Here is a 15,200-nt window from a genome sequence, read left to right as displayed (position 1 = left end):
CCCCCGCGCAGAGACCCGAATAGCGAAACGTGACCGATACATCTTCCCTTTTCGCCGCTGTTCCACGAAGCGAGTTCGCCCGGCCCGGTTCCGGGCGAGGGCTTCTCGACGTGGTGCGCTGGCACTATCTGCTGAGGCTGCTGATCCGGACGGGCGTGACCACTCGTTACCGGAACTCTGTCCTTGGCTGGACCTGGTCGTACGTGCGCCCCGCTGCGCAGTTCCTCGTCTTCTGGGTCGTGCTGGGGCTCTTCCTCAGCCTTGAGCGCGGCATCCCGAACTATGCCGTCTATCTCTTCTCAGGGATCATCGTCATCAACCTCTTCTCTGAGGCCTACAAGAACGCGACGACCTCGATCGTGGGCAATGCGCCCCTGGTGCGCAAGGTCTACCTGCCTCGGCAGCTGTTTGCGATCTCCGCAGCAGCCGTCGCTTTCGTCCATTTCCTCCCGCAGCTCGCCCTGCTGCTGATCGTGTGCGGCTTCCTCGGTCTGTTCGCGCAGGCATCGGCGCTGTCCGCGTTGGCCGTGGTCGCGGCTGTGGCCATCATCCTCATCTTCGCGCTCGGACTCGGGCTTCTCTTCGGCGCGATCAACGTCCGTTTCCGTGATGCCGAGAACGTTGTCGAGCTGCTCCTGCTGCTTGCTACCTGGGCGTCGCCGGTCCTGTACTTCTGGACGATGGTCCGCGATGCGCTCACGACGCTCGGGCTGCCCTCGTGGCTGCTTGAGGTGTATCTGCTCAACCCCATCACCCAGGCCGTCGAGCTGTTCCACTACGCGTTCTGGTTCCCGATCAGCGACAGTGCGCTCGAAATACCGCCCGCTCTCGGGATCAACACGCTCTGGGCATTCGTGATCTCCTTCACGTTCCTCTTCCTCGGACAGAGTGTTTTCCGCCGGCTCGAGGGAAGGTTCGCGCAAGACCTATGACCACCACAGCCACACGCCGGCCGAGCATCATCATCGACGGCGTCAAGAAGACCTTCCTGCTCAATCACGCATTCTCCCTGAAGGACAGCGTCGTCTCGTGGCTCCGCGGCCGGAAGACGACGAGCGTCTTCCACGCGCTGCGCGGGGTCGACATCATCATCGATGAGGGCGAGTCGGTCGCGATCCTCGGGTACAACGGGTCGGGCAAATCAACGCTCCTCAAGCTCATCTCCGGCGTCATGCAGCCCGACGGCGGAGAGGTCCTCACGCGAGGACGCGTCGCGGGTCTGATCGAGGTCGGTGCAGGTTTCCACCCCGAGCTCTCGGGCCGTGAGAACGTGTTCCTCAACGCGGCGATCCTCGGCATGAGCCGGAAGGAGATCGAGGCGCGATACGACGACATCGTCGCCTTCAGCGAGATCGGCGAGTTCATCGACCAGGAGGTCAAGCACTACTCGTCGGGCATGTTCATGCGGCTCGCTTTCTCCGTCGCGATCCATGTCGAGCTCGATGTACTGCTGGTCGACGAGATCTTGTCGGTCGGCGATGCCCCGTTCCGGGAGAAGTGCCGGCTGAAGTTCGCCGAGCTGATCGAGCAGCGCAAGACGTTGGTGGTCGTGTCGCACGATATGGAGATGGTGCGCGAGCTCTGCAGCCGTGGGATCGTCATCCAGAAGGGCGAGGTCGTGTTCGACGGGCCGGTCGAGGAAGCGATCGCCCAGATCGGCGACTAGCGTGACCGAATGGCTGGCGAGCAGTCCGGCGTACGTCGTTGCGGCGATCGTCGTCCTGCTGCCCGGGCTGGGGATGGGAGCGATACTGCGGCTCCGGTCCGTGGCGCTATGGGCGCTCGCCCCTGCACTCACAGTGGTCATGGCCGTGGGCTCGGCTCTCGTGCTCGATCTGATCGGCGTGCCGTGGTCGCCCGTCAGCGCGCTCGTCGCGTTCGCCGGCCTTCTGCTCTCGGTCTGGGGCATTCGTCGGGCTCTGCCCTGGCCGGGTCTCCACGGGGCCGGCCCTCGGCGTGGCGCGGATACCGCCATCATCCTGGCCGGGCTTGTCCTGGGGGGTCTGCTCCTGAGCATCCGGTTTGTCAGCGAGTTCGGCACGCCTGCCGCCATCTCGCAGACGAATGATGCGGCCTTTCACCTGAGCGCGGTGCGCTTCGCTATCGAGTCCGGCGTCGCCTCGCCGCTTGGTATCACCGAGGTCATCGGCGCCCGCGGTTTCTACCCGTCCGCCTGGCATACGCTTGCAGCCCTGATCCCGCCGCTGACCGGCGCGTCCATCCCCCTCGCGGCGAATGCCCTCACGTTCGTCATCGGCGTCGTGGTCTGGCCTCTCGGAGTCGCCTTCCTCGCCTTCCGCGTGGCCGGCCCCGTCGCAGCCGGTGCTGCAGCAGCGCTCGCGGGTTCGGTCATCGCATTCCCGCTCGGGCTCGTGCAGTGGGGCGTCCTGTATCCGCAGCTGCTCGCCGGCGCGCTCCTTCCCGCCGCTATCGCGACGATCATCCCCGCGCGCGTTCCGAAGCAGATCGTCGGCCATACCAGCGCGGCCGGCCGGCGCGCATCGGTTGGCGCAGCGGTAGGCGGGATCGCTGTCGTCTTGCTGCCGCTCGGTGCCGTCCTGGTGTCGCAGCCCTCGACCGCGCTCGCGTGGGGGGTTGCCGCTCTCGCGTCGCTGCTGTGGTCGTTGCCGGGACACTTCGCCCGGAGCGGGCGCAGCGGGCTGAACGGATTGGTCGCAGCCGTCGCGGCGGCCGGCGTGCTGTGCTGGGTGTGGTGGTATTTCGGCGTCAGCGTCTCCGCCGCTTGGGAGCCGCACACCGGCATCCGCTCAGCAGGCCTCGAGGTCGTCGCGAACAGCTTCCTGGGTTACCCAGCGGCTTTGGCCGTCAGCATCGCGATGCTGGCGGGCGTGGTGGCAGGCATGGCCGCGAGCTCATGGCGGATCCGTGCGATCGCCACCGCGTGGGCGGTGAGCGCCGGGCTCTACGTCGTCGCCGCTGCGGTGGGGTCGGATCGGTTACGAGCGGCGTTGGTGGGGCCGTGGTACGAGGACCCGTACCGGCTCGCCGCCATCGTGCCCGTCTTCGGGCTCGTGCTCGCCGGTGCGGGAGTCGCCGCTGTGTCGGATCGGGTCTCGATACTCGCGCAGCGCCGGAGCAGCGGGCGTTCCCCGCTCGCGCTCGTGACCGGCGCAGTCGTGCTGCTGGTGTGCGTCCCCGTGATCGTCCAGACCGTCGCGATGCCCCGCGTCGAGCGGCGAGACGTGTTCGCCGGCGACACCGATCCGCATGCCTACGAGGTATCGGCGACCTCGTTCGTGTCGAAGGACGAGCTCACCCTGCTCGAACGTCTCGACGATGTCCTCCCCGAGGACGCCGTCGTGATCGCCAACCCGAGCACGGGAGCGTCATTCGGTTACGCGCTGAGCGGGCGAGATGTGATTCCGCGCACGTGGGCGCCTCCGTCCTCCGAACAGTACTGGTTCCTCGCCGAGAATCTGCGCAACGTCAGTGACGACCCAGCTGTCTGCGGCGCGCTCGCCGCGTTCGGGGCGGAGTATCTGCTCGACTTCGGGCCCGGGGAGTGGTATCCGGGACGGTGGATGATGCCGGGCTTCGCAGAGATCGACGAACGGCCGGGGTTCGAGCTGGTCGACCGCGAGGGAGACGCGTCGCTCTGGCGTGTCATCGCCTGTTAGGCGGTAGGTCCTTCGCCGCGGTCGTCGTCGAGGGCGGTTCGGTTCTGCAGCGCGGGAAACTCGGGGGCGGGCCCCGCCGAGCTGTCCGGAGGCGATCCGGGCGCCCCTTCCCCGTCCGTATGGAGCTGCCGCGCCTCGGCCAGCAGCGCCTCTTGGATGGCGAAGCGGCGCGCGAGCCGGGTGAGTTGACGCTGCAAGCCGGCGTTAGCTCGGTACTGCGCGTAGACGAACGCGAGGAAGACGACGACGAGCGCGTACAGGAGCAGGTCCGTACCGCGGCCGACGCCCATGAGCTGCGCGACCCAGGTCAGCCACTGCGGGAAGAGCACGGACAGGATCGCCACGAGGGCGAACGCGGCGAAGAGCATACGGCGCAACGCTTGATGGGTGTCGCTGCCGGGCTTGCGCAGGAGAAGGAATCCCAGGACGAGGATCGACCCGATCAGCAGGATCTGGATACCCATGATCACTTCACCACCAGGTCCACGAGGATGTTGACGGCGTTGAGCAGGCTCTGCCCTTTCGCCTTCGAGTAGTCGGTGTATCGCAGCTCCACAGGATGTTCGGCGTGCGGGAGACCCGTGCGATTGAGCTGTAGGACGATCTCTGTCGCATGCGCCATGCGGTCCTGTTGCAGATCGACACGCGCGGCGGCATCGCGCCGCAGCACGCGCAATCCGTTGTGGGCATCGGTGAGGCGGGTGCCGGTCGTCATGTTCGTGACCCAGACCGCGGTCTTCAGCACCACCTTTTTGGCCCATCCGGGCCGCGTACGGTCATCCAGGAACCGCGAACCGAAGACAATGGCCAGATTCTCCTCGTCCGCTCGACGGACCATGGCTACTGCGTCCTCGACCCGGTGCTGCCCGTCGGCGTCGAAGGTGACGAGGTACTCCGCCTGCGGGTGCGAGAGAGCGAACTCGATTCCGGTCTGCAGCGCCGCGCCCTGACCCAGATTGACCGGATGCCGCACGACGGTGGCTCCGGCAGCGACGGCAGCGGCGACCGAGTCGTCGCGGGAGCCGTCGTCGACGCAGACGACGTGATGGAAGTGCGCGGTGAGCTCGCGGACCACATCCCCGATGACCGTCATCTCGTTATAGAGGGGAACCACCACCCAGGTGATGGCGTCGACACGATCGACGGCGGGGATAGCGGGGGACACGGTCTCATTCTCGCAGACGCGGGCGCGAGGGTCGGGGCCGTTAGGATCGAGAGGTCATGCGCATTCAGATCGTCTCACGAATCTATGCGCCGGAGCCCGCGGCAGCGAGTCTGCGGCTATCGCTCCTCGTCCGAGAACTCCACGAGCGTGGACACCATGTCGAAGTTCTCACCAGTCGCGCACCGCGGTCCGCGACGACGCTACGTCCCGCGGGACGGGTGCGTCGCTGGCCGGTGCTCCGGGATCGTTCCGGGCAGGTGCGCGGTTACCTGCCCTACCTGAGTTTTGACATCCCCGCCTTCTTCCGCGTGCTGCTCGGCCCGCGAGCGGATGTCGCGGTCGTGGAGCCTCCGCCGACCACCGGGACCGTCGTGCGCGTCGCTTGCGCCATCCGTCGGGTCCCGTACGTCTACTACGCGGCCGACCTCGTTTCCGTCGCGGCCGAGGCGACGAGCGCGCCGCGAATCGTGGTGCGGTTGGTGCGCGCCCTCGAGGCATGGTCGCTCGGCGGAGCGCGCGCGGTGCTCGCGGTGACCGAGGGCGTCGCGACGACCGTGCGTGCCCTGAGCCCCGGCGCGCGCGTGACCGCTGTGGGCCACGGTGTCGATGACGAGACCTTCAACCCGGCGGTGGCGCCCGAGCCCGCCGCTCACGTCGTCTACATCGGCACCGCCAGTGAGTGGCACGGCGCGGGCGTGTTCATCGACGCGCTGGCGATCGCCCGTGCTCGGGGACACGCGATCACCGCTCTCTTCGTTGGTCAGGGCGGTGAATGGGATGAGCTGAAGGAGCGCACTCGGCAGCTCGGCCTCGACGATCTCGTGCGCTTCCGCGACCAGGTGCCGGCTCCCGTGGCGGCTCGATTGATCCGAGGAGCGCGCGCGGCACTTGCCTCGATCCGAGAAGGTGGCGGTTACGATTTCGCCGTGCCGACGAAGGCGTACGCCGCACTCGCGGTGGGCACGCCCGTCATCTACGCCGGTCCGGATCCCGTGCGCTCGCTCGTCATCGACAACGATCTGGGCGCCGGCACCGCATGGGATGTCGAGCCGGTCGCCGCCGCTCTGATCGAGACGGCGTCGGCCGAGCCCTCTGCAGAGCGCCGCGCCGGAGTGGCGGCCTGGGCGGCGCGTAACCTCTCCGGACGCGCCGTCGCCCGCCGGGCAGCCGACGCGACGCTCGCCGCCGTTGACAGCCCCAGATTTGCACGGGGCCGTCGCGGCCGGGCTCGTTAGGATGGAAACGGTGTGCGCCCTCTCTCGGTGCGCACGGGAAGTTTGAGATGATCCATTCACATGACACCCGCGTGGTGGACTCGGCGGACGTCGCCGGTGATGTCTCGCTGGGGGCGGGTACTGCGGTGTGGCACTTGGCCCAGATTCGGGAGGGCGCGCGCATCGGGCGCCGTTGCGTCATCGGCCGAGGCGCCTATATCGGCTCCGGGGTGACAATCGGTGACAACTGCAAGATCCAGAACCTCGCGCTCGTCTACGAACCGGCGCGCCTGGCCGACGGTGTGTTCATCGGCCCGGCCGCGGTCCTGACGAACGACACCTACCCCCGCGCCATCACCCCCGAGGGCGAGCTGAAGAGCGCGGACGATTGGACCCCCGTCGGCGTTGAGATCGAGCACGGCGCGTCCATCGGTGCGGGTGCGACCTGCGTTGCTCCCGTGCGGATCGGCCGCTGGGCCATGGTGTCAGCCGGAGCGGTCGTCGTGCGCGACGTCCCGGATCATGCGCTGGTCGCGGGAGTTCCGGCCAAGCGCATCGGCTGGGTGGGGAAGAGCGGGATGCGCCTCGAACAAGCGGAGGATGGGGTGTGGGTCTGCCCGAGCACGGGTGAGCGCTACACCGAATCCGCCGGAACGCTGAAGGAGTCGCGATGACTGCAATGATCCCGCCTGCTCGCCCCATCGTCGGCGACGAGGAGCGCGCCGCCGTCGACCGCGTGCTCCGCTCGGGCATGATCGCCCAGGGTCCCGAGGTGGCGGCGTTCGAGCAGGAGTTCGCGGCGCACTTCGTCGAGTCGCGGCCCGTGGTCGCCGTGAACTCGGGTACGTCGGGCCTGCACCTCGGACTCCTCGCGGCCGGGATCGGACCAGGTGACGAAGTGATCGTCCCCTCGTTCACCTTCGCGGCGACGGCGAACTCCGTGGCGCTTACCGGAGCGTCGCCCGTATTCGCCGACATCGAGCCCGACACCTTCTCACTCGACCCCGCGGCGGTCGAACGCGCTATCACGCCGCGGACCCGCGGCATCCTTCCGGTCCACCTGTATGGGCACCCGGCTCGGATGGGCGAGCTGGCCGACATCGCGACGCGCCACGACGTCGCCCTCTTCGAGGATGCTGCGCAGGCCCACGGCGCGGCGCTCGGGGACCGCCCCGTCGGCACGTTCGGGGCGTTCGCGATGTTCTCGCTCTACCCGACGAAGAACATGACGAGCGGCGAGGGCGGCATGGTCTCGACCGTCAACGAGGAATTCGCCCGCCGCGTGCGTCTTCTGCGCAACCAGGGGATGGAGCGCCAGTACGAGAACGAGGTCGTAGGGTTCAACGCTCGGATGACCGACATCCATGCGGCCATCGGGCGGGTGCAGCTGACCAAGGTCGAGGCGTGGACCGAGACGCGCCGGGCCAATGCCCGGTTCCTCGACAACAACCTCCGCGGTGTCGTCGTCCCGCCGGTGGCCGAGGGTGCCCGCCACGTATACCACCAGTACACGATCCGAGTGCCTGAGGACCGTGACGGTTTCGTCCGGGCGCTCCGGGACGAGCACCACGTCGGATCGGGCGTCTACTATCCGATCCCGAATCACCGTCTGCCCTCGCTCGCGTCGTTCGCACCAGGCCTGGAGCTCCCCGAAACGGAGCGCGCCGCAGCGGAGGTCATCTCGCTGCCGGTGCACCCGTCGCTGAGCGACGATGATCTGGAGCGCATCGTCTCGGCGGTCAATGCGGTGGCATCGGCGGGTGCCGCATGACGCTGCGTGCGGGGCTGCTCGGCGTGGGCATGATGGGACGCCATCACGCCCGCGTCCTCCGAGAGATCGACGGCGTCGAGCTGGCCGCGATCGCGGATCCCGCGGGCGATCCGTTCGGCGTTGCCGGCTCATTGCCCGTGCTCGACGACGTCGACGCATTGATCGCCGCGGGGATCGATATGGCGGTGGTGGCGGTCCCGACCCGGTTCCACGAGGACGCCGCGTTGCGCCTGAGCGCGGCGGGCGTGCACACCCTCGTCGAGAAACCGATCGCCGACACGGTCGAGGCTGGAGCGCGGATGGTCGAAGCCTTCGACGCCGCCGGCCTCGTCGGCGCGGTCGGCCACATCGAGCGGTTCAACCCTGCGCTGCAGGAGATGCGGCGTCGTCTTCGCGACGGCGAGCTCGGTCAGGTCTACCAGATCCAGACTCGTCGTCAGGGGCCTTTCCCGGCCCGTATCGCCGATGTCGGGGTCACCAAGGATCTCGCTTCGCACGACATCGACCTGACCGCGTGGGTCGGCGACAGCACCTATGAACGCGTCTTCGCCCAAACCGCGCACCGCAGCGGCCGCGAGCACGAAGACATGATCGCGATCACCGGGCGACTGGCGTCCGGTGTCATCGTGAACCACCTGGTCAACTGGCTCTCGCCGATGAAAGAGCGAGTCACCGTCGTGACGGGGGAGCGCGGCGCCTTCGTCGCTGACACTGCGACGGGCGATCTCACTTTCTATGCCAACGGGACTATCCCTCTCGAGTGGGAATCAGTGTCGAGTTTTCGAGGTGTGTCGGAGGGCGACGTCGTCCGGTTCGCGTTCCCGAAGCGGGAGCCCCTGCGCGTCGAGCACGAGGCTTTCCGCGATGCGGTACTGGGACGGTCCAACGACATCGTGACGATGGCCGACGGGCTGCGCACCCTATCCGTCGTCGAGTCAGCGCTTGCTGCCGCTGCGACTGGGAAGGCGGCCGTACTCTGACTGCTCAGTCGGTGGCGCAGGCCGGGAGGGGCGCGTGAAGGAACTCTGGTCTTCGTTACGCGAGCTCCTCAGCTTGCTTCCCGCCAACGCGCGTGGCTTCCTTGCGCGTTACGCTCTCAGTTCGTCGGCATTGGCGCTGATCGACATCGTCGCCCTGGGGCTGCTCGCACTCGTGCTTGGTTCCTTCGCAGTCGGGCGTCCGGTGACACTTCCGATCTTCGGGGAGATGCCCTCGTCGGCAGTCATCTGGCTTCTCATCGGCGCTTGCGCGCTTATGGTCGTGAAGTCGTTGATCGCCCTGGCGCAGCAGTGGTTTGTGACTCGGCGGATGGCCGAGTTCGAGTTGACCATCGGCAACAGGCTCTTCGAGGCGTACATCCGGGCTCCCTGGCTCGAACGGCTGAAGCGCAATTCCTCCGAGCTGGTTCGAATGGCGGATGTCGGCATCGCCAACACGACGTCCGGTCTCCTGCTTCCCGCCGCCTCGCTCCCCTCGCAGGTCGTGACGTTCCTGTCCGTTCTGCTGGTGCTCGTCGTGTCGCAGCCGCTGATCGCCGCCGTCACACTCGCCTATCTCGGGCTCGTCGCGGCGCTCCTCTACGGCTGGGTATCGCGTCGCGCCGTGCGCAACGGACGCATCAACCGTGACTACTCGTTCAAGACCGCTCAGCTCATGACCGAGATGGTGCAGGCTTTGAAGGAGATCACGCTGCGCGACAAAGCGGAAGAGGTCGCCGCTCTGGTGAGTGCCAATCGGGCCGAGGCAGTGCGTGCCCGCGCCACCATCGGCTTCCTCGGTGCCATCCCGCGATTCGTCGTGGATTCAGCAATCATCCTGGGTTTTCTCCTGATCGGAGGCGTGGGCTACTGGACCGGGGGGATCGAGACCGCCTTCACGTCTATCGCGCTCTTCGGCCTGGCGAGCTTCCGCATGGTGCCGTCGATGCTGCAGTTCCAGGGGGTGATGACCTCCACGGCGTCGACCATGCCTCATGCCCGCGCGGTTATGCGGGACATCCGTGCGGCGGATGCGTACGTCCGTGACGCGGAATCCATCGGATACGGTTCTCTCGCGCCGCAGCCGCAGAAGCTCGTCCTGAGCGGGGTGTCCTTCACGTACCCGGGGAGCGCGCTGCCCGCGCTGAAGGAGATCGACGTGGAGATCCCTTTCGGCGGACACGTCGCTTTCGTCGGTGCATCCGGCGCGGGAAAATCGACGATGGTGGATCTGCTCCTGGGACTCATCACCCCGACGACGGGCTCTATCCGTGTCGATGACCAGGATCTCGGAGAGGTTCTCGGTACGTGGCGCTCACGCGTGGGGTATGTCCCGCAGGACGTGGCTCTCTTCGATGGAACGATCGGTCAGAACGTCGCTCTGACATGGAGCACGGAATATGACCGGGCCGCTGCCGCGTCCGCCCTCGACCGAGCCCAGCTGGGACCGTTCCTCGAGGCGCGAGAGGGCGGGCTCGATGCGCGAATCGGCGAACGCGGACTCGCGCTCTCCGGCGGCCAGCGGCAACGTCTCGGCATCGCCCGGGCACTCTATCCCGAGCCGGTAGTCCTGGTGTTGGACGAGGCGACCTCGGCTCTCGACACGACGACCGAAGACGCTGTCACCGCAGCGATGGAGCGTCTGCGAGGGTCTGTGACCGTGGTGACGGTCGCGCATAGGCTCGCGACGGTGCGTCGCGCCGACCTGGTGTGCTTCTTCGCCGACGGCCGACTCGTCGCACGCGGCACATTCGATGAGGTGGTCCGCCAGGCTCCAGACTTCGCCGCTCAGGCGCGGCTCGCGGGTTTGACCTGATCAGCTGTCGCTCGTGACCCGCCGGTAGGTCTCGTCGAGCTGAGGCAGATAACGGTGAGCGGTATGCCAGGTGCGCGCCCAGTTCGCCACGTCGAGTCGATGCGAGGCGGCGGCGGGGTCTTCGAGGTCTGCGAGGAGCTGTTCCGTCACCTCGTCCGGTGAGCCTTCCCGGATAGGAAGGGGTCGTCCGTCCGGTCCGGGTAGGTGCGTTCCCACCGCGGAGAGCGGAACGCCGATGGCCATCGCCTCGACCTCTGACACGCTCAGGATCGAGCTCGACTGCCCCAGTGCCGCAGACGCGTGAGACAAGAAATCCAGGAAGTCGGGGTGCGACATCCGTGGCTGCAGCTTCACGCCGATGGCGGCGGCCTCAGCGGCGCCGGGACCCCAGTTCAAGCCTCGCACTTCGATACCCGCTGAGATGAGGCCGCGAGCCACGGCGAGCATCTCGACATGGCCTTTCACCTCTTCCCACCGGGAGACCACCGCGACATATGGTTGCGGACGCCAGTCGGGAAGCTGATGCGGGTCGACGAAGATGGGAAGGTACTCCGCGTCGCTCCGTGCGGTTGTGGCGTTCTCGAGGAGATCGGGGGTCGAGTAATAGACGTGTGAAGCGCCGTCGATGAACCGCTGAATCTTGTCGTGCTCAGCGGAGGATGCCCAGCGGGTTCGGATGTCCGTACCGTGCAAGTGAAGAACGTACGGGCGAGACGGTACGAACCACGGAGTCAGCCGGCTCGCCGTTGTCGCGAAGTGGGCGTGCACGACCTGCGCCCAAGCGACATTGACGTCGATACGGGCGAAGGTCGCGGCTTGTGCCAACTTCGTGGGCTTCCGGTGGCCCGCGCGCACCGGAGCCCACGCCTGCTCCGGCGGCATGAAGCGCCAAGAGCGCCCGGTCTCGCGTGCAGCGGTCACGATGTGCCGTCCGACGAAAGCACAGTCGTTGAGGTGCAGAACGCGCGAGGAACGAGGCATCCCACCATGCTATGCGGGTAGCCGGTGGCAGGCGCTTTGCCACTGTTATCCTCGGGTGGTGCGCGTGCGAGTGGTGACGTCTTGGTACCCGACACGACGCAACCCTGGTGCCGGCTCCTTCATCGCGCGGGATGTTCAGGCGCTTTCTCGAGAACACGACATTCAGGTGCTGCATCTCGTCGGGAAGGGCCTCGATGACGGACGGCGGTCCTTCATGGATGGCGCTGCACGCGTGTTCCGGATTCCCGTCGATGTTCGTTCACCTCGCGGGTGGGCTTCTGTGCAACGCCGCCTCGGCGCCATCGACGCTGGCGTCGACATCGTGCACACCATGGCGGCACCTGCCGCGATGCCGTTTGCGCTGCGTGCCCCTCGGACGCCTTGGGTGCATACGGAGCACTGGAGCGCCGTTCCGCGTCTCGTCGACGAGGGGCCGGCGATCTGCCGCGCCGCTCTGAAGGTGCTCTTTCGTGGTCCGGATGAGGTCGTGGCGGTCGGAGATCATCTGGCCGAGCGCATCAGAGCAGTGCGCAAGCGTCCGGTGTCGGTTGTCGGCAACATCGTCGATCCCTTGCCCGACCCGCGCGTAGAGCGCAGAGGGCGGCGAGACACGACCATCCGCGTCGTCGTCGTCGCCTCGCTCGTCGAACGTAAGGGATGGCGGATCGCGATCGACGCGATCCGCAGCCTGCGCGACCGAGGCGTCTGCGTGGAGCTCGACTGGATCGGTGACGGTCCCGACCGGGCGCAGTTCCTGTCGGAGTCCGCGGACGTGGTGCGCCGCGCGCCGGGCCACCAAGACCGCTCCGCCGTCGCCCGGGCGCTGGCGGATGCGGATGTCTTCCTCCTGCCTTCCGACGGCGAGACGTTCTCACTGGCGACGGTGGAGGCGCTCTCGATGGGAACGCCCGTCGTCGTGACCGGGCCGGGAGAGCACAACGCCTTCGTCACCTCGGCCGTGGGGGAGATCGTGTCCCGAGACGCCGCAGCGATAGCGCCGGCGATCCTCCGGGCAGCAAGACGCGACCGCGCCAGAGTGCGCGAGCACGGGCGCGCGCTGTGCGCTCGTTTCAGTGAGGATGTCTTCCTGCGGGCATACCGTGAGATCTATGAGAGGCATGCCGGTGACTGAGCGAACCGTAGACATCATCATCGCCGTCCACGATGTCAGGCGGAACATCCGGCGGGCCGTGGGGTCGGTGCTCAGCGACGACGATTCATCGATCCGTGTGCTGATCGTGTGCCACAACCTGCCGGAGACGGATGTGAGGGCTGAGCTCGCCGACGTGATCGGGCGGGCACCTGAACGGGTGCGGTTTCTTCAGCTGGACGACGGAATCCCGAGTCCGTCGGGTCCCTTCAACCTCGGACTTGCGGCCTCGGATGCGGACTACGTGGGCATCATGGGCTCGGACGACGAATTGGATCCCGGCGCGGCGGCTCAGTGGCGAGCCACCGCGGAGCGCTTCCGAGCTGACGCCGTCATCGCCAAAGTCGTGCGCGGCGACAGGCGTGCGCTCGTCCGCTCACCGGCGAAGCGCGTCTGGAAGTCAGGGGTCCTCGACTTCGCGAAGGACCGCTTGCCGTACCGCAGTGCGCCACTCGGACTCATGCGGCGAGACGCTGTGGAACGCTTGCAACTGCGACTCATGGACGGTGCCCGCAGCGGCGGCGATCTGCCGTTCGTCACTCGGTTGTGGGCGCTCGGACGCGTCGTGCCGGCGGCCGGAGTCGCGGCGTACATCGAGCACGCCGACGCGCCAGTACGCGTCACGTGGGATCCCAAACCGGTGCGGCAGGAGCTCTCCGCCATCCGTGAGGTGCTGGGGAGCGGGTTCATCCGCTCCCTGGTTCCGGGCTACCGTGACGCGCTCGCTACCAAGCTCTTGCGCCGCAACCTCATGGACACCGTCCGCATCCGCGACGGCGGGCGGGGGTTCACTCGCGATGACGTGCATGCCTTCCGGGAAGTGGTCGACATGATCGAGTCGATCTCGCCCCGCAGCCTCGGCTACATCGCATCGATCCACCGGCTCACCGTCGACGAGCTGCGCCGAGACGAGCCCGATTTCGAGACCGTGCACCGGTTGAGCGAGCAGATGGCGAATCCTCGGCAGTGGGGGATGGTTCGGCCAGCGAGGTTGACAGCCTTCCTCCATGCGCAAGCGCAGCCGCGGTACGTTGCGGCATCCGCTTTGATCAAGGTCGGGGCTTCCCGCTTCCTGCCGCTGGCAAGGAACACGGCCGTCGGTGTTGGCCTGATGCTCGTGACAATCCTCGCGCTGACCCTCCGCCGGAGGTAGGACCACTAGCCCGCTTGTAGACTGAGCTAATGCGCATTGCCGTGATAGCCCTGGGAAAAATCGGGCTGCCCCTCGCCGTTCAGTTCGCCGAGTCGGGCCACGAGGTCATTGGGGTCGACGTCAACGCCGGAACGGTCGCGTCCATCAACGCGGGCGTCGAGCCGTTCCCCGGTGAAGCTCACCTGCAGGAGAAACTGGAGCGTTTGGTCGCAGACGGGCGCCTGCGGGCCACCGTTGATTATGCCGAAGCCGTCCCTTCGGCGGATGCCGTGGTCCTCGTCGTGCCGTTGTTCGTCGACGACAGCACGTGGGAGCCCGATTTCGCATGGATGGACGCGGCCACGCGGTCTCTTGCGCAGCACCTCACTCCTGACACCCTCGTCTCCTACGAGACGACCCTTCCGGTGGGCACGACGCGGAACCGGTGGAAGCCACTCCTCGAGGAGGGCTCTGGCCTCACCGAGGGCGAGGACTTCCACCTCGTCTTCTCCCCTGAGCGAGTGCTCACCGGTCGCGTCTTCTCCGACCTGCGCCGCTATCCCAAGCTCATCGGCGGTCTGTCGGAGGCCGGCGCGGCACGCGCTCGTGAGTTCTACGAGGCGGTGTTGCAGTTTGACGAGCGCCCGGACCTGCCCCGTCCCAACGGGGTGTGGGATCTCGGCAGCGCCGAGGCTGCAGAGATGGCGAAGCTCGCAGAGACGACGTACCGCGACGTGAACATCGGTCTTGCGAACCAGTTCGCGCTCTTCGCGGGCGAGCAGGGTATCGATGTCTACCAGGTCATCGAGGCATGCAACTCACAGCCGTACAGCCATATTCACCGGCCCGGAATCGCTGTAGGCGGACATTGCATCCCGGTCTACCCGCGCCTCTACCTCTCAACGGACCGCGATGCCGACATCGTGCGCACTGCGCGGCTGCTCAACGCCTCCATGCCCGAACGTCTGGTCTCGCGGGCGGAAGACATGTTGGGCTCCCTCGACGGGCTGCGCGTCGTCGTCCTGGGCGCGGCTTATCGCGGCGGCGTGAAGGAAACCGCCTTCTCAGGCGTCTTCCCGACTGTGCAGGCCCTGCAGCAGCGCGGCGCCCTCGTCACGGTGGATGACCCGCTTTACGACGATGAGGAGCTCGCTCAGCTCGGTCTCACGCCTCATTCGCCGGGCGCGCCGGTCGACATGGCCATCCTTCAGACGGACCACGCTGAGTACCGCCAGCTCTCGACGCGCGACCTTCCCGGCATCCGGTTGCTGGTGGACGGTCGGAACGCGACCGACCCGGCTCGATGGGCGGGCGTGCCGCGCATCGTGATCGGCGCCGCGTCGACCGCGTGAGCGG

At 67.2% G+C, this 15,200-nt stretch carries 14 protein-coding genes; 11 read left to right on the top strand and 3 right to left on the bottom strand.

Going from position 1 to position 15,200, the window contains the following annotated elements:
* Positions 1-29 precede the first annotated feature (29 nt).
* Genes CBF90_RS10220 through CBF90_RS10210 form a run of 3 tightly spaced genes read left to right on the top strand, consistent with a single transcriptional unit; the run spans position 30 to position 3,638 of the window.
* Positions 30-932 (top strand): ABC transporter permease, encoded by a 903-nt coding sequence (locus CBF90_RS10220; RefSeq protein WP_088380537.1) that lies wholly within the window; start codon positions 30-32, stop codon positions 930-932.
* The gene (locus CBF90_RS10215) at positions 929-1,666 is read left to right on the top strand and encodes an ABC transporter ATP-binding protein (protein WP_088380536.1); all 738 of its coding nucleotides are present in this window, start codon (positions 929-931) and stop codon (positions 1,664-1,666) included. Before CBF90_RS10220 ends, CBF90_RS10215 begins: the two co-directional genes overlap by 4 nt.
* 1 nt (position 1,667) lies before the next feature.
* Positions 1,668-3,638, top strand: a complete 1,971-nt coding sequence (locus CBF90_RS10210) for a DUF6541 family protein (protein ID WP_088380535.1) — start codon at positions 1,668-1,670, stop codon at positions 3,636-3,638.
* Here the strand turns inward: CBF90_RS10210 and CBF90_RS10205 are convergent.
* Together CBF90_RS10205 and CBF90_RS10200 are read right to left on the bottom strand one after the other, a co-directional pair.
* Positions 3,635-4,102, bottom strand: a complete 468-nt coding sequence (locus CBF90_RS10205) for a DUF2304 domain-containing protein (protein WP_023955467.1) — start codon at positions 4,100-4,102, stop codon at positions 3,635-3,637. The two genes, CBF90_RS10210 and CBF90_RS10205, sit on opposite strands and share 4 nt — an antisense overlap.
* Before the next feature lie 2 nt (positions 4,103-4,104).
* The gene (locus CBF90_RS10200; RefSeq protein WP_277921432.1) at positions 4,105-4,803 is read right to left on the bottom strand and encodes a glycosyltransferase family 2 protein; all 699 of its coding nucleotides are present in this window, start codon (positions 4,801-4,803) and stop codon (positions 4,105-4,107) included.
* A 56-nt stretch (positions 4,804-4,859) separates the two neighbouring features.
* Between CBF90_RS10200 and CBF90_RS10195 the strand changes: the two genes are divergently transcribed.
* The 5 genes from CBF90_RS10195 to CBF90_RS10175 all read left to right on the top strand — a co-directional run bounded on the left by CBF90_RS10195 (position 4,860) and on the right by CBF90_RS10175 (position 10,581).
* Entirely contained in the window at positions 4,860-6,038 is a 1,179-nt protein-coding gene (locus CBF90_RS10195) for a glycosyltransferase (RefSeq protein WP_023955463.1), read from the top strand.
* A 47-nt stretch (positions 6,039-6,085) separates the two neighbouring features.
* Entirely contained in the window at positions 6,086-6,691 is a 606-nt protein-coding gene (locus tag CBF90_RS10190) for an acyltransferase (protein ID WP_088380534.1), read from the top strand.
* Positions 6,688-7,788: a DegT/DnrJ/EryC1/StrS aminotransferase family protein gene (locus CBF90_RS10185; RefSeq protein WP_088380533.1), complete on the top strand. Its 1,101-nt coding sequence runs from the start codon at positions 6,688-6,690 to the stop codon at positions 7,786-7,788. Before CBF90_RS10190 ends, CBF90_RS10185 begins: the two co-directional genes overlap by 4 nt.
* On the top strand, positions 7,785-8,768 hold the full coding sequence (locus CBF90_RS10180) for a Gfo/Idh/MocA family protein (protein WP_088380532.1): 984 nt from the start codon (positions 7,785-7,787) through the stop codon (positions 8,766-8,768). The genes CBF90_RS10185 and CBF90_RS10180 overlap by 4 nt, the downstream gene beginning before the upstream one ends.
* 328 nt (positions 8,769-9,096) lie before the next feature.
* The gene (locus CBF90_RS10175) at positions 9,097-10,581 is read left to right on the top strand and encodes an ABC transporter ATP-binding protein (protein WP_242435656.1); all 1,485 of its coding nucleotides are present in this window, start codon (positions 9,097-9,099) and stop codon (positions 10,579-10,581) included.
* Here the strand turns inward: CBF90_RS10175 and CBF90_RS10170 are convergent, their stop codons facing one another.
* Positions 10,582-11,274, bottom strand: a complete 693-nt coding sequence (locus tag CBF90_RS10170) for a glycosyltransferase (protein ID WP_141097148.1) — start codon at positions 11,272-11,274, stop codon at positions 10,582-10,584. It lies immediately after the preceding gene.
* Positions 11,275-11,461: 187 nt separating this feature from the next.
* Between CBF90_RS10170 and CBF90_RS10165 the strand changes: the two genes are divergently transcribed.
* Genes CBF90_RS10165 through CBF90_RS10155 form a run of 3 tightly spaced genes read left to right on the top strand, consistent with a single transcriptional unit; the run spans position 11,462 to position 15,196 of the window.
* Positions 11,462-12,694: a glycosyltransferase family 4 protein gene (locus CBF90_RS10165; protein ID WP_088380530.1), complete on the top strand. Its 1,233-nt coding sequence runs from the start codon at positions 11,462-11,464 to the stop codon at positions 12,692-12,694.
* Positions 12,687-13,865 carry a glycosyltransferase gene (locus CBF90_RS10160; protein WP_172407820.1) on the top strand — a complete coding sequence of 393 codons (1,179 nt, stop codon included), beginning with the start codon at positions 12,687-12,689 and terminating at the stop codon, positions 13,863-13,865. Before CBF90_RS10165 ends, CBF90_RS10160 begins: the two co-directional genes overlap by 8 nt.
* Positions 13,866-13,894: 29 nt before the next feature.
* A complete protein-coding gene (locus tag CBF90_RS10155; RefSeq protein ID WP_023955448.1) occupies positions 13,895-15,196 on the top strand; it encodes a nucleotide sugar dehydrogenase in 1,302 nt (433 codons plus the stop codon).
* Positions 15,197-15,200: the final 4 nt, after the last annotated feature.

Origin of the sequence: Microbacterium sp. AISO3 (genome assembly GCF_002204305.1) — a bacterium.
Taxonomy (GTDB): Bacteria; Actinomycetota; Actinomycetes; order Actinomycetales; family Microbacteriaceae; genus Microbacterium; species Microbacterium arborescens.
The sequence above is the reverse complement of the archived record's forward strand: the minus strand, read 5'-3'. Positions and strand labels throughout refer to the sequence as shown.